Here is a 16347-nt window from a genome sequence, read left to right on the forward strand (position 1 = left end):
GCGCCCGCGGGCCCGGCGGCGACCCCGCAAGGGCGGGGACCACCACCCAGCCCGGCGGCAGAGCAGCCGTGGACCCCCGAAGTCGGTAACAATGGCCGGGTGACCGACATCCCGCGCCGGGCCGTGTCCCGGACCGCCAAGCTCGCCGCTCTGCCGCTCGGCTTCGCCGGTCGGACCGTCCTCGGCATGGGTAAGCGCGTCACCGGGCTCGCCTCCGACGTGATCTCCGCGGAGATCCAGCAGCGCACCGCCGAGCAGCTCTTCAGCGTGCTGGGGCAGCTCAAGGGCGGGGCGATGAAGTTCGGCCAGGCGCTGTCGGTCTTCGAGGCCGCCCTGCCCGAGGAGATCGCCGCCCCCTACCGCCAGGCGCTGACCAAGCTCCAGGAGGCCGCGCCGCCGCTGCCGGCGGCCAGCGTGCACAAGGTGCTCACCGAGCAGCTCGGCCCGGACTGGCGGGACCGGTTCGTCGAGTTCGACGACACCCCCGCCGCCGCGGCCAGCATCGGCCAGGTGCATCGCGCGGTCTGGCGGGAGCCGGGCTACGGCCCCTCCGGCGCGCCCAACACCCGCGACGTGGCTGTCAAGATCCAGTACCCGGGCGCCGGCGACGCCCTGCTCGCCGACCTCAAGCAGCTCTCCCGGCTCGGCGGGATGTTCCGGGCGATCCAGCCCGGGCTGGACGTCAAGCCGCTCCTGGCCGAGCTGCGGGAACGGATCACCGAGGAACTCGACTACGAGCTGGAGGCGGAGTCGCAGCGCGCCTTCGCCGCCGCGTACGCCGACGATCCGGAGATCCACATCCCGGCGGTGGTCTCCGCCTCGCCCCGGGTCCTGGTCACCGAGTGGGTCGAGGGCACCCCGCTGGCGGACATCATCCGCGAGGGCACGGAGGAGGAACGCGACGAGGCCGGCCGGCTGATGGCCATCCTGCACCTCTCCGCGCCGCAGCGGGCCGGGCTGCTGCACGCCGACCCGCACCCGGGCAACTTCCGGCTGCTGCCGGACGGCCGGCTCGGCGTGATCGACTTCGGCGCGGTGGCCCGGATGCCGGAGGGCACCCCCGAGCCGATCGGCCGCATCGCCGCGCTGGCGCTGCGGGGCGACGCCGACGAGGTGGTGGCGGGGCTGCGGTCGGAGGGCTTCATCGGTTCCACCGAGGAGATCGACGCCCAGGCGGTGCTGGACTTCCTCCGGCCGATGCTGGAGCCCATCGCCGCCGAGGAGTTCCGGTTCACCCGGGCCTGGCTGCGCGCCGAGGCGACCCGGCTGGCCAGCCCCCGGTCCCCCGCCTACCAGCTGAGCCGGCAGCTCAACCTGCCGCCGTCGTACCTGCTGATCCACCGGGTGACGCTCGGGTCGATCGGCGTGCTCTGCCAACTGGAGGCGAAGGCGCCCTACCGGGGCATCCTGGAGCGCTGGCTGCCGGGCTTCGCCCCGGTCCCCTGACCCGACCGCCGGGGCGGCGGCAGCGCGCGGAACGCGCCGAGGGGGGGGGGGGGGGGGGGGGGCGGTGGCCGGAACCGGCCACCGCCCCTCGGGCATCAGTGGGATCTAGAGAACGCCCAGGTCGCGCGCCGATCGGTTACGGCCGTTCATGGCGACGGTACGGGCGGAACGGGTTGCCTCAGTGCTCGTGGTGGTACGACCGGCCTGAGGCCGGCGCATTCGAGCCCGGGACAACGCTTCGTGAAGTAGTTGCATTTCGGCGACTCCGTTAAGAACGTTCAGCATGGTGGTCAGCTCTCTCGTCGCCGGTGCGACACCGGCGTGGGTGGGACGGATCGGGAACATGTCAGGCCGCCAGCCGGACCGCGTTGCGCGACTCGGACAGCCCACTGGCCGCCAGCCGCGCCTCGGCCTCGACCCGGAGCGCCGCGTCGCGGGCGAGGTCCTCCTTGCGCGGGCGACCACGGGGCCGCTTGCGCGGGACGACCGCGCCACGCTCGAAGATCTCGCCGCCCCAGACGCCCCAGGGCTCGGCCCGCTCCACCGCCCCGGCGAGGCACTCGACGCGCAGCGGGCAGTCCCCGCAGAGCGACTTGGCCAGCTCGAGCTCGGCGGGCGAGTCGGAGAACCACAGGTCGGGGTCGAACTTCCGGCAGGGCAGGTTCGCCTCCATCTCGACGCTCACGTCGAGCGGGGCCAACGCCAGACTCATCGCCCGGTCACCTCTCTCTCGTTTCGATCTCGTGGATCGCACTTCCGACGTACTTGGCGGGCAAAAAAACTGAGGCCGCGGATCCCGGTATGCGGGTTCCGCGGCCTCGAGGTGAGCCGGTGGTCTGATGATCAGACCGGTCTACCTCGAGGTGGAACTCCGCGGACGTCCATGCGCTTGCTGGCGGCATCGACACCCTTGCCCGTGAAGCCACTGGTCCCCTGGATCCCGTTCGGCGCGGTGGCGAGGATCAGCTCGGCCTGAGCCTCGACCTGGTGCACCTGCGGGACCGACGGTCGCGCAGCGGCGAGGGCCACCCGGACAGCCGACAGCGGAGCGACGGCAGCGGGCAGTGCCGCCGGACGCTCGTTGATGTAGAAGATCACCATTGGAACCACCTCCCTGACGTCTCTCTCGATGCCGACACGGTCTCGACCCCTCGTGAGCAGCCCGAATGGCGCCGCTCGCGAGGTGTGCCATGAGGCTATTCCTCGTCCGGGGGCGAGGGCAAACGAATTTACGACGAGATTTCGAAAGTTTTCTCCGGGCAGACGTCGTCGACCGCCGCGCCCGCCACCAGCGCCAGCACCGCCTCCCCGTAGAGGCCCAGCTTGCGGGGGCCGATGCCGGCGATCGCGATCAGTTCCTCCGCCCGCGCCGGACGCCGCTCGGCCAGCGCGACCAGTGTGGCGTCGGTGAAGACCACGTACGCGGGGACCCGCTGGCCGCCCGCCACCCGCAGCCGCCACTCGCGCAGCCGCTCGTGCAGCTCCTCGTCGATGTCGGACGGGCAGGTGGGGCAGCGGCCGAGCTTGCGGTCCGGCCCGGCGAGCAGGGTGGCGCCGCAGATCCGGCAGGACACGATCTGGGTCCGCCGGCGCTCCGGCCGCCGCCCGGGGCCGGCGCCGGCCCGCTCCGTGCCGCCCGAGCGGTCCAGCTGGGGCAGGAACCGCGACGGCCGCCGGGCCCGCCCGCCCGGCGAGCGGGCCGAGGCGTACGACAGCCACAGCCACTCCCGCGCCCGGGTGATGCCGACGTAGAGCAGCCGGCGCTCCTCCTCGACCTGCTCGGCGGTCTTGGCGTACGTGGTGGGGAGGGTGCCCTCGGAGAGGCCGACCAGGAAGACCGCGTCCCACTCCAGCCCCTTGGCCGAGTGCAGCGAGGCCAGCGTCACCCCGTCGACGGTCGGCACGTGCTGCGCGGCGGCCCGGCGGGCCAGCTCGTCGTTGAAGTCGGCCAGGGTGACCGGGCGCTCGACCGAGGCGGCCGGCCCGATCGGCAGCACCTGCGGGGTGGCCGCGTACTCCTCGGCGAGCTGGACCAGCGCGGCGAGCGCCTCCCAGCGCTCGCGGGCGGCGCCACCGGCCGGGGCGGCGTCGCGGGCCCAGCCGACCGCGGCGAGCGCCTCGACCACGGCGACGGGCAGCGGGGTCTCCCCCGGGATCGAGCGGGTGGCGGCCCGCAGCGCGACCATGGCCTGCCGGACCTCGGCCCGCTCGAAGAACCGCTCCGCCCCCTGCACCACGTACGGCACCTGCGCCTCGGTCAGCGCCTTCTCGTACGCCTCGGACTGCGCGTTGGTCCGGAACAGCACGGCGATCTCCTTCGCCGGGGTGCCCGCGTCGACCAGCGCGCGGCAGCGGGCGGCGACCGCGTTGGCCTCGGCCGGCTCGTCGGTGAAGATCCGCAGCTCCGGCTCGGGACCGGGCGGGCGCTGGCCGACCAGCTCCAGCCGCAGCCGCGCCTCGGCGCCCCGCGCCTGCGAGATGACCGCGTTGGCCAGCCCGACGACCTGCGGGGTGGAGCGGTAGTCGCGGACCAGCCGGACCACCGTCGCCCCCCGGTAGCGGCGCGGGAAGTCGACCAGGTAGGACGAGGTGGCCCCGGTGAACGAGTAGATCGTCTGGCTGGCGTCGCCGACCACGGTCAGGTCGTCCCGCCCGCCCAGCCACGCCTCCAGCAGCCGCTGCTGGAGCGGGTTGACGTCCTGGTACTCGTCGACCACGAAGTGCCGGTACTGGGCGCGGACCTGCTCCGCGACGTCCCGGTGCTCCTCGATCCCCCAGACCGCGGCGCGCAGCATGTCCTCGAAGTCGATCACGCCGTTGGAGCGCTTGAGGCGTTCGTACGCGGCGAAGACGTCCGCGACCTTCGCCGGCTCGTGCGGGGTGTCCCGCAGCGCCTTCGCCGCCGCCACCACGTACTCCCCCGGCTCCACCAGCGACGACTTGGCCCACTCGATCTCACCGGCCAGGTCCCGCGCGGCCGCCCGGTCGGCACGCAGGCCGGCCTTCGCCGCGGCGAGGGTGACCAGCCGGACCTTGCTGTCCAGCAGCTCGGGCATGGCCCGCCCCTCCAGGAGCCGGGGCGCGAAGTAGCGCACCTGGCGCAGGGCCGCCGCGTGGAAGGTCCGCGCCTGCACGCCCGGCACCCCGAGCACGGACAGCCGGGCTCGCATCTCGGCGGCGGCCCGGGCGGTGAAGGTCACCGCGAGCACGTGCCGGGCGGAGATCTCCCCGGACAGCACCCGGTGGGCGATGCGGGAGGTGACGGCCCGGGTCTTGCCGGTGCCGGCGCCGGCCAGGATGCAGACCGGGCCGGCGGGGGCGGTCACCGCCGACCGCTGCTCCGGATCCAGACCGGCGAGCACGCGTTCGGACGCTGAGTGAACCACCACAGCGAGGAATTGTCTCAGCTCCCCCGGGCGTTGCAGCGGTTAGCCTGGGCTTGATCGGCAAGCCACCGGGCGGAGCGTTGGAGGATCTGACCATGCTGACGATGTATTCCACCCCCTGGTGCGGCTACTGCTACCGGCTGAAGTCGCAGCTCGACCGGGAGGGCATCGGGTACGAGGTGGTCGACATCGAGCAGGACCCGAAGGCCGCGGAGTTCGTGATGAGCGTCAACGGCGGCAACCAGACCGTCCCGACGCTGCGCTTCGCCGACGGCAGCGCCCTGACCAACCCCTCGATCACGCAGGTCAAGCAGCACCTGGCCAGCCTGTCCGCCTGACCTGACGCACACCCGCCGACGAGCGGCCGACCCACCCGGGCCGGCCGCTCGTGGCGGCACCGGGGCCGCGCCGGCCCGCCACCGCCGATGATCAAGAAATCATCGGCCGCGCCGTCGGCGTGTCGCGACGACGACCTCATGGTCGACGGGGCGGCGCGGGGCCGGGACGGTGGTGGGGCGGCGCGGGGCGGACCGGCGGAGGGCCGCCGCGCGGCGGGGGGCGGGAAGGTGCGGGGCCGGGGGACGGCTGAGGGTGCGGCCGTGCCAGAGGTAGCCGCCGGCGAGCAGGGTGGCCAGGCCGATCAGGGCGAAGAGCAGGCGGTAGTCCAGCGCCCCGACGAGCAGCGCCCCGGCGCCGATGGAGAGCGCCTGCGGGCCGCTCACCACGGCCTCCGAGGCCGCGGCGACCCGGCCGAGCAGCCGGGGCGGGGTGCGCCGCTGGATGAGCGTGTGCAGTCCGACCATGGTCAGCGGCAGCGACACCCCGGCCAGCAGCACCGCCACGAAACCGAGCCAGAGGTTCGGGTACGTCAGCGCCAGCGAGGCCGGCCCGAAGAACGCCACCCCGGCCGCGAGCGTGCCCAGCTCGCCGGCCCGGCGCACCACCGCCGGGGAGAGCAGGCCACCGACCAGCCCGCCGATCCCCTGCACGGTGACCAGCACGCCGACGAACGCGGCGTCCCGGCCGAGCCCCCGGTCGACGTACGCGAAGATCAGCGACTCGCTGAAGCCCATCGCCAGCGAGCCCAGCCCGTAGCCGAGCAGCGCCCGGCGCAGCGCCGGCTCCCCGGCCAGGTGCCGCAGCCCGGCGCCCACCTCGGCGGGCCAGCGCAGCCCCGGCCCCGCCGGTGGGGTCTCCGTCGTCCGCAGCGCCCCGACCACGGCGGCCGCCGAGAGGAAGCCCACCATGCCGATCGCGGCCAGCATCCATCCGCCGACGGCGGCGTAGAGGCCCGCGCCGGCCAGCGGGCCGATCAGCCGCAGCCCCTGGCGTACGGTCTGGAGCACGCCGTTCGCCTCGGCCAGCAGGTCGAGCGGCACAAGCTGCCGGATCAGGCCGCTGAGCACGGCGCTGAGCGTGATGTACGACAGGCCGTACAGGGCCGCCACCGCGTAGATGATCCACACGTCGGCCCGGTCCCGCACGGCGAACAGCGGGGTGAGCAGCACCGCCGTCACCAGGTTCGCCACCACGAAGAACGGGCGGCGCGGGTAGCGGTCGACGAACCACCCGACCAGCGGGGCCAGCGTCATCGGCGCGATGACCGCGAAGATGGTGGCGCCGGCCAGCCCGTCCGACCCGGTCAGGTCCTTCACCCAGATGGCGAGGGCGAGCAGCAGGATCGACTCGGCCGCCATGCTGGCGAGCAGGCCGCCGAAGAGCAGGCGGAATTCCGGGCGGCGCAGGACGGTACGCATGGGTCCCTCCGGCGGGGGTGGTGCGCGTCTCGGCGCGGTCGGGGGTCGCGCGGTCGGGTCGGGACGGCGCCGTACCGGCCGCCACGCCCTTCCACGGTCCTCTTTTCTGCGAGACACGCCCCCGCCGGGACCTCCGGCGGGGGTTGCGCCGTCCATACTGACCGTGGGGGGCGAATTTCATACAGTTACCGTCGCGTCTGCGGCGGCCCACGGGAAAAGAGGACGTCGTGCCTCCTGCCTCACCCAGCCCGATCCTGCGCCGCCGCAGGTTGGGCACCGAACTGCGCCGGCTGCGCGAGGTCAGCGGTCTCACCGGGGACCAGGTCATCGAGCGGATCGGCTGGGCCTCCGCGTCCAAGTTGTCCCGCCTGGAGAACGGCCGCAGCCGTCCGGACCCGGACGACGTCCGCGTCCTGCTCGACCTCTACGGCGCCGACCGGGCGCTGCGCGAGGAGCTCCTCGGCATCACCCAGGAGGCCGGCGACATCCGCGGCTGGCTGAAGAACTTCCCGGTGATGACCCAGCAGCAGCGCGGCTTCGCCGAGCTGGAGGCGGGCTGCGCGGAGATCTCCGAGTACAACCCCGTCCTGGTCCCGGGCCTGCTCCAGACACCGGGCTACGCGTCGGTGCGGATCGCGTCGGCCCGCCAGGTCGGCGAGGAGGCCGGCGACCCGGAGGCCGGGGAGGACATCGACACCGAGGTGCGGGCCCGGCTGGCCCGCCAGTCGCTGCTGACCCGCACCCCCGACGCGCCGCGCTACACGGCGGTGCTGGAGGAGGCGGCGCTCGGCGGCCGGGCCGGGCCGCCCGAGGTGCTGCGCGAGCAGCTGGTGCAGCTCTGCGAGCTGGCGACGCTGCCGAACGTCACGCTGCACGTCCTGCTCCGCGACACCCAGATCGGCGACTGGTACCTCCCGCCGACGGCGTTCTCCGTCTACCGGTTCGCGGACCCGCTCGATCCGGAGACGCTGGCCATCGAAGGTGGCTTCACCGACGTCATGTCGACCGAGGTAAACGCACTAAATCGCTATAAAGTGGTGTTCGAGTGGTTATGCACGGCGGCACTCTCCGCATCGGACACCCTCTCCTGGCTGATCGAGGCGACGGGACGGCTGCCCGGTACGGCGGCCGCGTCCACGGTGGCGTACGGCTCGGCAACGGCGCCGACCCAGCGCCGCCGGCACTCCGGGCGTCTGACGGAACGGTGATCACGGGGGACCACCGTCGGGCCGTGCGCCGCCACTCGTTCCATCGGTGCAGTTCACCTCAGGAGTGAAACGATGAACGAGATCCGCAACACGCCGTCCCTCCGTACGCACCTCGCCGACGCCCCGTGGCGCAAGAGCACGCGCAGCCAGACCTCGAACTGCGTCGAGGTCGCGCCACTGGGGACGGGGCCGGCCGCGGTGGCCCTGCGGGACAGCAAGGACCAGGGCGGCCCGGTGCTGCTGTTCAACCGGGCGGGTTGGCTGGGCTTCATCGCCGGCGCGAAGAACGGACAGTTCGATCTGAACTGATCCCCCGACCGTCGCGGGGCCGCCGGCACGCCGCCGGCGGCCCCGTCGCGTTCCCGCCCCGACGCCCGCGCTGACCAGGCATCCGCTGATCGGACGAGGCTCCGGACCGATAGTCGCGTTTCACTTGCTGAGACCCTCGCGCGGCGTAACATGACGGCAGAGTGACGTGGAACTTCCACCCGTTCTCAACCGTCGCGGTTCATCCGGAGACCCAGATGCGTTTCCTGATCGTTCGCACCGACATCCGCGCCGCCTGCGACGTGGACATCGCCGCCGCCTGGGCGCGCGGTGGCCACCTGCGGGACGAGACCACCGCGCCCGAACCGCGCCGGCAGATCGTGCACGCCGAGGACCGCGACGCCGCGCTGCTGCTGGCCCGCGCACTGTCCACCGTGGGCTCGGTCCGCTCCGGAAAGCAGCGGGTCAAGGTGCTCCCGCTCGACGAGCCGACCCGCCGTTGGCGGGCCGCGCCCGACGACCGCGGCAGCTGACCCGCGCAGGGACGTCCGTCGTGGCCGGACCGGCTCCCCCGCCGCGTTCCATGCCCCAGCCGACCACGACGGCCCGTGTCCCCGGCCCGTGACCGTCGCGGCAACGGCGGCCACGGGCCGGGGCCGCACGACGGCCCCGGTCCACCGGCCGGGCCGGCCTGACGGCGGACGGGTCAGCAGTGCCCGTCGAGCCAGCGGTGGATCAGGAACAGCGCGATCGACGACGGCGGCGGCAGCACCAGCCGGGCGCCGCCGACCTCCACCGGCCGCCCCGCCAGGGCGGCCCCGATCTCGTTGCGGCTGAACCACCGGGCGTACGCGATCTCCGCCGGGTCGACCTGCACCGGGTGCTCGGGGTCGGCGGTGGCGAGGAAGCCCAGCATCAGCGAGCCGGGGAACGGCCAGGCCTGGCTGCCCGCGTACGCGATGTCGGCGACCGGGACGCCGACCTCCTCGCGGACCTCGCGCAGCACGGCGGCCTCGGCCGACTCCCCCGGCTCGACGTAGCCGGCGAGGCACGAGAAGCGGCGCTGGCCGGGGGTCTGTGGCCAGGTGGCGTTGTTGCCGAGCAGGCACCGCCCGGCCGGGCCCGGCACGCCGTCGTGCACCAGCACGATCATCGCCGGGTCGGTACGCGGCCAGATCCGTTCCCCGGCCCGGTCGACGCGGCTCCAGCCGGCCTCGTCAACCTCGGTCGGCTGCCCGGTGACCGACGAGTAGCGGTGCCGTAGGTGCCAGTTGACCAGCGCCAGCGCGGTGGTGAACAGCCCGGCGTCCCGGTCGCCGAGCAGGTGGCCGACCTCGCGCAGGTGCGTCGGCCGGGCCCCGGGCACCGTCGGCAGTGGGGCGTCCACGGCGAAGACCGGCACCCCGTCCGGCTCGACGCCGAGGAACATCGGGGACGCCCCCTCCGGCAGGTCGGCGGAGTCGACCAGCACGAGCGCCGGCGGTGACGTGTCGGCGCGCACGAGCGCCCGGCCCTCGTCGCTGGAGTCGAGCACCAGCACCCGGGCCCGGGCCCACGCCTGCGCGAGCCACCCCGGATCCGTGCGCCGGTGCGCCGCCCGGTCCAGCGTGGAGCGGGCCAGCGGCGGCGCGGCCTCCCCGCTCACGGCCGCGCCGGCTCGGTGACGACCGGCGCGAGCGCCGCCAACTGGGGGGCGACCCGCTCGGCGTCACCCAGCACCACGGTCACCGCCCGGGCCGGGGCGAGGTAGCGGGCCGCCGCCTCGGCCACGTCGGCCACGGTGGCCTTCGCCAGCCGGGCGGCGTGCTCGGCCAGGAAGTCCAGGCGCAGCCCGTTGCCGGCGTACGCGCTGGTCAGCGAGGCGAGCCCGGCCTGGGTGGACATGCCGAGCTGGAGGGTGCCGAGCGCGTACTGGCGGGCCTGCTCCAGCTCGTCCTCGCGGGGTGGGAGGGTGGCCAGCCGGCCCAGCTCGTACGTCGTCTCCAGCAGCGCCGGCCCGGTGACCTCGGTGGCCACCTCGGCGGCGGCGACCAGCACCGACCCGGCCACCGAGTGCTCGACCAGCGAGTGCGGCCCGTACGTGTAGCCCTTGTCCTCGCGGATGTTCTCCACCCAGCGGGAGGAGAAGTAGCCACCGAAGACGAGGTTGACCAGTTGCAGCGCGGCGTGGTCGGGATGGGTGCGGGGCACCGCCGGCAGCGCGATCCGCAGCGAGGACTGCACCGAACCCGGCCGGTCGACCAGCAGCAGCGGCCCGGGCTCCAGCGGCGGGGCGGGCGGCAGGTCGGCGGTGTGCCCGGCGCCGTTCCACCCCGACAGGGCCTTCTCGGCGGCGTCCAGCGCCCGCTCCGGCTGCACGTCGCCGACGAGCACCAGCACCGCGTCGGCGGGGTGCACCCGCTGGGCGTGCAGGGTACGCAGCGCGCCCGGCCGGACCGCGCGGACCGCCTCCGGGTCCGGGGTCTGCACCGCGTAGGGGTGCTTGCCGTAGACCCGCTTGAGCAGGGCGGTGCGGGCCAGGTGCCCCGGTTGGCTCCGCGCCACCTGGATCCGGTCGACCAGCCGGTCCCGCTCGGTGGCCACGTCGTCGTTCGGGTAGGTCGCGCCGGTGAGCACCTCGGCGAGGAGCTCCAGCATCCGGTCCAGCCCGGTGACCAGGCCGGCGCCGGAGAGCATCAGCCGGTCCGGGTCGATCCCGGCGGAGAGCCCGCCGCCGACCTTCTGCAGTTCGGCGGCGAGCTGCACGCTGGTCATGGCCTCCGTGCCGGAGAGCAGGGTCTGCGCGAGCATCGCGCCCCGGGCCAGGTGGGCCCGGCCGAAGGGCATCCAGAGCCGCAGCTCGACCAGGGGGACCGCCGGCCGGCGTACGGCGATGACGGTCAGCCCGTTGCCGAGCGTGCGCTCGGCCTGCTTCGGCAGCTTGAGCCTGCGGTTCGGGCCGAGCGGGGGCAGCGCCCGCGGCCCGGCCTGTGCGGTTGCCGTCACCTGGCCACCCTTCGTCCGCGACCGCGCGGCGCGCGACCCCGGCTCGCTCCTCGCGCCCACTGGTCTTCCTTCGTTCGCGACTGCGCGGCCCGCGACCCCGGCTCACTCCTCGCGCTCACCTGGCGCCTCCGGCGATGACCTCGATGGACGCGCGGCGCTCCGGCCGCAGGGTGGCGGCGGCCGCCCGGACCTGCTCCTCGGTGACCTCGCCGACCAGCCGGGGCAGCTCGTTGAGCAGGCCCGGCTCGCCGCGCTGCTGCTCCAGCACGGCCATCCGCAGCGCCCGGGTGAGCACCGCGTCGGTGTCGCGCAGCAGGTGGGTCGCCATGCGGGCCTGGGTGCGGGCCAGCTCCCCCTCGGTCAGCCCGTCGGTGGCCAGCCGGTCCAGTTCCTCGTCGATGGTGCGCAGCACCTTGTCCACGTCCCCGCCGGGTGGCAGGTGCGCCTGGAGCAGCAGGGCCGTCGGGTCCCGCACGTCGAACGGGTCGCCCATGAAGCCGAGGTACCCGCCGAGGCTGGTCACCGCCCGGTCCCGCTGGACCAGCCGCTCCACCAGCCGGGAGGCGTCGCCGTCGGTGAGCACCTCGGCCAGCACGACGTACGGCAGGTAACCGGCGAAGTCGGTGACCGGGTCGGGCACCCGCCAGGCGCCGGCCACCGCCGGCAGCGGGGCCAGCTTGTCGGTGTACGAGGTGCGCCGCTCCGCGGTCAGGTCGGGCTCGGCGAAGTCGGGCCGCTCCGGCGCGGGCCGGGCCGGCACGTCGCCGAAGTGCCGCTCGATCAGCGCGGTCGCCTCGGCGACGTCGATGTCACCACTGACCGCCAGCACCGCGTTGCCGCTGGCGTAGTAGCGGCGGAAGAAGTCGGCGGCGTCGCCGACGGTGGCCGACTCCAGGTCGACGAAGGAGCCGTAGCCGTCGTGCGCGTTCGGGAACGTGTCGAACATGACCGGTGGCAGGGTCAGCCAGGGGAAGCCGCCGTACGGCCGGTTGAGCACGTTGACCCGGATCTCCTCCTTGACCACGTCGACCTGGTTGCGCAGGTTCTCCTCGGTCAGCCGGGGGCCGCGCATCCGGTCGGCCTCCAGGAACAGCGCCCGCTCCAGCGCGTTGCTCGGCAGCGTCTCGAAGTAGTCGGTGTAGTCGAGGTGGGTGGAGCCGTTGAAGGTGCCGCCCGCCCCCTGCACGTGCCGGAAGTGGGCCAGCTTCTCCAGGTTCTCCGAGCCCTGGAACATCAGGTGCTCGAAGAGGTGGGCGAAGCCGGTGCGCCCCTCGGGCTCGGAACGGATGCCGACGTCGTAGACCACCGCCACCCCGATCACCGGGGCGCTGCGGTCGGGGGTCAGGACCACCCGCAGGCCGTTGTCGAGGGTGAACCGCTCGACCGGGTACTTCGTCGCTGGAATTCTGGATCTCCGCGCCGCCACGGGATCGACCCTAGCGCGTCGGCACCCGTGCCACCGCCGACCTTCCGCCAGCCGCCCCGACCGGCGTCCCCGCCCGTTCGACCGCCGCCCCCGACGACCGGGGACGACGCCGGCCACACAGGCCGCAAAACCCATTGAACCAGTAGAGGTTGCCGACTTTCCCGGGATGCGGATCCCGCCATGTGGTTGGGCCTTGACGCAAGCTCACCGCCTGACCCACTCTTCCTACCAACTAAGTAGGAATACTGCGGATTGGATGGACGATGAGACGGCTCCCCTTGCGTCGGTTGGTCTCCCTGGCCACCCTCGCCGTCGTCGGCGCGGCGACCCTGGGCACCGCCGCCGCCTGCGGCGACGACAGCGACAGCGCGGGTGGCGGCTCCGGCCCGGTGACCCTGCGGCTCGGCTACTTCCCCAACATCACCCACGCGCCGGCGGTCGTCGGCGTGGAGAAGGGCATATTCGCCGAGAAGCTCGGCACCGGCGTCACGTTGGAGACGAAGACCTTCAACGCCGGCCCCGCCGCGATCGAGGCGATCTTCTCCGGCGCGCTCGACGCCACGTACATCGGCCCGAACCCGACCGTGAACGCCTTCTCGAAGTCCAAGGGCGAGGCGGTCCGCGTCGTCTCCGGTGCGGCCTCCGGCGGCGTGGCGCTCGTGGTGAAGCCCGACATCACCTCGGTGGAGCAGCTCCGGGGCAGGAAGATCGCCACCCCCCAGCTCGGCAACACCCAGGACGTGGCGATCCGCTACTGGCTCAAGGAGAAGGGCCTCACCACGACCAAGGAGGGCGGCGGCGACGTCAAGATCATCCCGCAGGAGAACGCCCAGACGGTGGAGACGTTCGGCAGCGGGGCCATCGACGGTGCCTGGGTGCCCGAGCCGTTCGTCTCCCGGCTGGTCAACGCCGGGGGCAAGGTGCTCGTCGACGAGCGGGACCTCTGGCCGGACCGCAAGTTCGTGATCACGAACCTGATCGTCAGCACGAAGTTCCTCAAGGCCCACCCCGACGTGGTGAAGAAGCTGGTGGAGGGGCAGGTGGCGGCGAACGAGTTCGTCAACGGCAGGCCCGACGAGGCGCAGCAGGCCATCTCCGACCACATCGGGAAGATCAGCGGCAAGCCGCTGGACCTCAAGCTGATCAAGCAGGCCTGGCCGACGCTGGAGTTCACCAACGACCCGATCGCCTCGTCGCTGAAGACCGGGCTCGACCACGCCGTCGCGGTCGGGCTGACCCAGCCGGTCAGCCTCGACGGGCTCTACGACCTGACCCACCTCAACGAGGTGCTCAAGGGCCAGGGCAAGACCGAGGTCGTCCAACCATGACGTCGACCGCGACGACGCCACGCGGCGCGACCGGCCCGGTCGCGCTGCACGGCGTCACCAAGGTGTACGGGCGCGGGGCGAACGCCGTCCTCGCCCTGGACGGGGTCTCCCTCGACGTCGCGCCCGGCGAGTTCGTCTGCCTGGTCGGGGCCTCCGGCTGCGGCAAGAGCACCCTGCTCAACCTCGTCGCCGGCCTCGACCGTCCCAGCGGCGGACGGATCGACCTCGACGAGGGGGTCGAGCCGGGACTGATGTTCCAGGAGCCGGCCCTCTTCCCGTGGCTGACCGTCGAGGGCAACGTCGAGGTGCCGTTGAAGCTGCGCCGGCTGTCCCGGGCCGCACGCCGCGAGCGGGTCGCCGAGTTGCTGGGCACGGTGCACCTGGCCGACTTCGGCCGCAAACGCCCGCACGAGCTCTCCGGCGGCATGCGCCAGCGGGTGGCGCTGGCCCGCACCCTCGCCCTGGACACCCCGGTGCTGCTGATGGACGAGCCGTTCGGCGCGCTGGACGCGATGACCCGGGACATCCTGCACGACGAGTTGGAACGGATCTGGGCCGAGCGTCGACTCACCGTCCTCTTCGTGACGCACAACGTCCGGGAGGCGGCCCGGCTCGCCGACCGGATCATCCTGCTCTCCAGCCGGCCCGGCCGGATCATCTGGTCCACCCCGGTCGACGTGCCCCGGCCGCGACGCATCGACTCCCCCGAGGTCGCCGCGATCGCCGCCGAGGTCACCGACCGCCTGCGTACGGAGGTGGGCCGCCATGGCCGGTGACACCCTCGCCGCCGTCGGCCGCACCGACGCGGAGATCTCCGGGCTGGACGCCCTCGATCTGGCCGGCCGGGAGGAGAGCCGGCCACGGGCCGCCCGGCTCTGGGCGGCGGCCTGGCCGAAGCTGGCCGCGCTCGGCATCGCCGTCGGCGCCTGGCAGGTCGTGGTCTGGACCGGCTGGAAGCCCGAGTACGCGCTGCCCGGCCCGGTCGCCGTGGGGCAGGAACTGCTGCGGCAGGTCAGCGGCGTGCAGCTCTGGGACGGGCTCGCCACCACCCTGCGCCGGGCGGCCGTCGGCTACCTCTTCTCGGTCGCCGTGGGCCTGCTGCTCGGGCTCGCGGTGGCCCGGTCGCGGATCCTGCGGGCCGCGATCGGCTCGATGATCACCGCGCTGCAGACCATGCCGTCGATCGCCTGGTTCCCGCTGGCGATCCTGCTCTTCGAGCTGAGCGAGAAGGCGATCTTCTTCGTGGTGGTGCTCGGCGCCGCGCCGTCCATCGCCAACGGCGTGATCGCCGGAGTGGACTACGTGCCGCCGCTGCTGCTGCGCGCCGGGCGCAACCTCGGCGCGCGGGGACTGAACCTGTACCGGTACGTCATCGCGCCCGCCGCGCTGCCGGCCATCGTGGCCGGCCTCAAGCAGGGTTGGGCGTTCTCCTGGCGCAGCCTGATGGCGGGCGAGCTGATCGTGGTCGGCATCTCGCAGACCTCGCTGGGCGCGCAGCTGACCTACTCGCGGGAGCTCTCGGACTCCCCCTGGCTGATCGCCACCATGATCGTGATCCTGGTGCTGGGCCTGGTGGTCGACGCCGCGTTCGGCGCCGCAGACAAGGCGATCCGACGCCGCTGGGGCGTACTGGACCAGGCCGGTCAGTGACATGTACGTCTCCGCGCGCAGCGACTACGCGCTCCGGGCCATGCTCGCCGTCGCCGCCACCGACCCGGTGGGCGGCGGCGGGCTGGTCAAGGCCGCCACCCTGGCCGGCCGCCAGGACATCCCGCTCAGCTTCCTCCAGGGCATCCTGGTCGACCTGCGCCGGGCCGGCCTGCTGCTCAGCCACCGCGGGACGGAGGGCGGGTACACCCTCGCCCGCCCCGCGACCGAGATCAGCGTCGGCGACGTGCTCCGGGCGGTCGGCGGATCACTCACGACCGTCCGCGGGCTGCCGGCCGAGCGGGCCGGCTACCAGGGCGCGGCGACCGGCCTGCGGGACGTCTGGCTGGCCGTGCACGGGGCGGTCGCCCTGGTGGTCGACGGGACCACCCTCGCCGACCTGCTGGGCGCGGAGCAACCGGCGCCCGGCGGGGAGCAGCTCCCCACCCGCTGACCCTCGACCCTCGACAAGGGTGGCCCGGCCGGCTCAGCCCGCGATGCTGGTCGGCCCTCCGGTCGGGCTGCGCAGCTCGACGGGAGCGGCCGGCGCCGCCCCGTCCGGGGTGGCGTGCCACGGTGTGAAGACCGCGACCATGGCGAGCAGCAGCCCGACGAACGCGACCGCGAGCACCAGCAGCAACTCACGCACCGCGCCCGAGCCGACGTCACCCGCCATGGTCACCCCTCCTGCGCCGGGCGGTCCCGCCCGGGTCTTCCCCCGCCGTCAGCTTCCACCACGACCGGCCGCCGGAACAGTCGCCGATCGGACGCAACGTCTGCTGATTCCGGACTCAGCCGGCGAAACTGTGCGGCAAATGCTCACACACGGTCACGGCCGCCCCGGCGCAGGAGGGGTGACCATGGCGGGTGACGTCGGCTCGGGCGCGGTGCGTGAGT

At 73.7% G+C, this 16347-nt stretch carries 17 protein-coding genes; 9 read left to right on the top strand and 8 right to left on the bottom strand.

What is annotated here, in order from left to right:
* The first annotated feature begins 99 nt into the window (after window positions 1-99).
* On the top strand, window positions 100-1446 hold the full coding sequence (locus ACSNOB_RS15285; RefSeq protein WP_393109320.1) for an ABC1 kinase family protein: 1347 nt from the start codon (window positions 100-102) through the stop codon (window positions 1444-1446).
* Between the two features lie 346 nt (window positions 1447-1792).
* On the opposite strand, the gene ACSNOB_RS15290 is transcribed toward ACSNOB_RS15285, so the two are convergent.
* The 3 genes from ACSNOB_RS15290 to ACSNOB_RS15300 all read right to left on the bottom strand — a co-directional run bounded on the left by ACSNOB_RS15290 (window position 1793) and on the right by ACSNOB_RS15300 (window position 4835).
* Window positions 1793-2158 carry a WhiB family transcriptional regulator gene (locus ACSNOB_RS15290; RefSeq protein ID WP_091103169.1) on the bottom strand — a complete coding sequence of 122 codons (366 nt, stop codon included), beginning with the start codon at window positions 2156-2158 and terminating at the stop codon, window positions 1793-1795.
* Window positions 2159-2289: 131 nt separating this feature from the next.
* Entirely contained in the window at window positions 2290-2547 is a 258-nt protein-coding gene (locus tag ACSNOB_RS15295; RefSeq protein WP_393109318.1) for a hypothetical protein, read from the bottom strand.
* 128 nt (window positions 2548-2675) lie between these two features.
* Window positions 2676-4835, bottom strand: a complete 2160-nt coding sequence (locus ACSNOB_RS15300; protein ID WP_436687232.1) for an ATP-dependent DNA helicase UvrD2 — start codon at window positions 4833-4835, stop codon at window positions 2676-2678.
* 92 nt (window positions 4836-4927) lie between these two features.
* Between ACSNOB_RS15300 and ACSNOB_RS15305 the strand changes: the two genes are divergently transcribed.
* Window positions 4928-5170: a mycoredoxin gene (locus tag ACSNOB_RS15305; protein WP_350682269.1), complete on the top strand. Its 243-nt coding sequence runs from the start codon at window positions 4928-4930 to the stop codon at window positions 5168-5170.
* 99 nt (window positions 5171-5269) lie between these two features.
* Here ACSNOB_RS15305 and ACSNOB_RS15310 read toward each other — a convergent pair whose 3' ends face one another.
* A complete protein-coding gene (locus tag ACSNOB_RS15310; RefSeq protein ID WP_436687233.1) occupies window positions 5270-6589 on the bottom strand; it encodes an MFS transporter in 1320 nt (439 codons plus the stop codon).
* A gap of 227 nt (window positions 6590-6816) precedes the next feature.
* Between ACSNOB_RS15310 and ACSNOB_RS15315 the strand changes: the two genes are divergently transcribed.
* From ACSNOB_RS15315 to ACSNOB_RS15325, 3 genes are all read left to right on the top strand, one after another.
* A complete protein-coding gene (locus tag ACSNOB_RS15315; RefSeq protein WP_436687234.1) occupies window positions 6817-7797 on the top strand; it encodes a helix-turn-helix domain-containing protein in 981 nt (326 codons plus the stop codon).
* A 72-nt stretch (window positions 7798-7869) separates the two neighbouring features.
* Window positions 7870-8106 carry a DUF397 domain-containing protein gene (locus ACSNOB_RS15320; RefSeq protein WP_393109310.1) on the top strand — a complete coding sequence of 79 codons (237 nt, stop codon included), beginning with the start codon at window positions 7870-7872 and terminating at the stop codon, window positions 8104-8106.
* A gap of 215 nt (window positions 8107-8321) precedes the next feature.
* Window positions 8322-8597, top strand: a complete 276-nt coding sequence (locus ACSNOB_RS15325; protein ID WP_436687235.1) for a hypothetical protein — start codon at window positions 8322-8324, stop codon at window positions 8595-8597.
* A 173-nt stretch (window positions 8598-8770) separates the two neighbouring features.
* Here the strand turns inward: ACSNOB_RS15325 and nudC are convergent, their stop codons facing one another.
* The 3 genes from nudC to ACSNOB_RS15340 form a co-directional block, all read right to left on the bottom strand.
* Window positions 8771-9709 carry an NAD(+) diphosphatase gene (nudC, locus tag ACSNOB_RS15330; RefSeq protein ID WP_436687236.1) on the bottom strand — a complete coding sequence of 313 codons (939 nt, stop codon included), beginning with the start codon at window positions 9707-9709 and terminating at the stop codon, window positions 8771-8773.
* Window positions 9706-11049, bottom strand: a complete 1344-nt coding sequence (locus tag ACSNOB_RS15335; protein ID WP_436687237.1) for a M16 family metallopeptidase — start codon at window positions 11047-11049, stop codon at window positions 9706-9708. Before ACSNOB_RS15335 ends, nudC begins: the two co-directional genes overlap by 4 nt.
* Before the next feature lie 115 nt (window positions 11050-11164).
* Window positions 11165-12475, bottom strand: a complete 1311-nt coding sequence (locus tag ACSNOB_RS15340) for a M16 family metallopeptidase (protein ID WP_436687238.1) — start codon at window positions 12473-12475, stop codon at window positions 11165-11167.
* A 263-nt stretch (window positions 12476-12738) separates the two neighbouring features.
* On the opposite strand from ACSNOB_RS15340, the gene ACSNOB_RS15345 reads away from it, so the two are divergent.
* Genes ACSNOB_RS15345 through ACSNOB_RS15360 form a run of 4 tightly spaced genes read left to right on the top strand, consistent with a single transcriptional unit; the run spans window position 12739 to window position 15904 of the window.
* The gene (locus ACSNOB_RS15345; protein WP_436687239.1) at window positions 12739-13803 is read left to right on the top strand and encodes an ABC transporter substrate-binding protein; all 1065 of its coding nucleotides are present in this window, start codon (window positions 12739-12741) and stop codon (window positions 13801-13803) included.
* Window positions 13800-14579, top strand: a complete 780-nt coding sequence (locus ACSNOB_RS15350; RefSeq protein ID WP_393109298.1) for an ABC transporter ATP-binding protein — start codon at window positions 13800-13802, stop codon at window positions 14577-14579. The genes ACSNOB_RS15345 and ACSNOB_RS15350 overlap by 4 nt, the downstream gene beginning before the upstream one ends.
* Window positions 14569-15453, top strand: a complete 885-nt coding sequence (locus ACSNOB_RS15355) for an ABC transporter permease (RefSeq protein ID WP_436687240.1) — start codon at window positions 14569-14571, stop codon at window positions 15451-15453. Before ACSNOB_RS15350 ends, ACSNOB_RS15355 begins: the two co-directional genes overlap by 11 nt.
* Window position 15454: 1 nt before the next feature.
* Window positions 15455-15904, top strand: a complete 450-nt coding sequence (locus ACSNOB_RS15360; protein ID WP_436687241.1) for an RrF2 family transcriptional regulator — start codon at window positions 15455-15457, stop codon at window positions 15902-15904.
* 33 nt (window positions 15905-15937) lie between these two features.
* Here ACSNOB_RS15360 and ACSNOB_RS15365 read toward each other — a convergent pair whose 3' ends face one another.
* On the bottom strand, window positions 15938-16126 hold the full coding sequence (locus tag ACSNOB_RS15365; protein ID WP_393109292.1) for a hypothetical protein: 189 nt from the start codon (window positions 16124-16126) through the stop codon (window positions 15938-15940).
* Window positions 16127-16347 lie beyond the last annotated feature (221 nt).

Origin of the sequence: Micromonospora sp. URMC 106, from assembly GCF_051386395.1 — a bacterium.
Taxonomy (GTDB): domain Bacteria; phylum Actinomycetota; class Actinomycetes; order Mycobacteriales; family Micromonosporaceae; genus Micromonospora.

What these genes read in the sequence shown, in the direction of transcription:
- ACSNOB_RS15360 (WP_436687241.1), top strand. Translation starts at nt 15,455, where the DNA reads ATGTACGTCTCCGCGCGCAGCGACTACGCGCTCCGGGCCATGCTCGCC.
- ACSNOB_RS15310 (WP_436687233.1), bottom strand. Translation starts at nt 6,589, where the DNA reads ATGCGTACCGTCCTGCGCCGCCCGGAATTCCGCCTGCTCTTCGGCGGC.
- ACSNOB_RS15295 (WP_393109318.1), bottom strand. Translation starts at nt 2,547, where the DNA reads ATGGTGATCTTCTACATCAACGAGCGTCCGGCGGCACTGCCCGCTGCC.
- ACSNOB_RS15350 (WP_393109298.1), top strand. Translation starts at nt 13,800, where the DNA reads ATGACGTCGACCGCGACGACGCCACGCGGCGCGACCGGCCCGGTCGCG.
- ACSNOB_RS15320 (WP_393109310.1), top strand. Translation starts at nt 7,870, where the DNA reads ATGAACGAGATCCGCAACACGCCGTCCCTCCGTACGCACCTCGCCGAC.
- ACSNOB_RS15290 (WP_091103169.1), bottom strand. Translation starts at nt 2,158, where the DNA reads ATGAGTCTGGCGTTGGCCCCGCTCGACGTGAGCGTCGAGATGGAGGCG.
- ACSNOB_RS15355 (WP_436687240.1), top strand. Translation starts at nt 14,569, where the DNA reads ATGGCCGGTGACACCCTCGCCGCCGTCGGCCGCACCGACGCGGAGATC.
- ACSNOB_RS15305 (WP_350682269.1), top strand. Translation starts at nt 4,928, where the DNA reads ATGCTGACGATGTATTCCACCCCCTGGTGCGGCTACTGCTACCGGCTG.
- ACSNOB_RS15365 (WP_393109292.1), bottom strand. Translation starts at nt 16,126, where the DNA reads ATGGCGGGTGACGTCGGCTCGGGCGCGGTGCGTGAGTTGCTGCTGGTG.
- ACSNOB_RS15345 (WP_436687239.1), top strand. Translation starts at nt 12,739, where the DNA reads ATGAGACGGCTCCCCTTGCGTCGGTTGGTCTCCCTGGCCACCCTCGCC.
- ACSNOB_RS15325 (WP_436687235.1), top strand. Translation starts at nt 8,322, where the DNA reads ATGCGTTTCCTGATCGTTCGCACCGACATCCGCGCCGCCTGCGACGTG.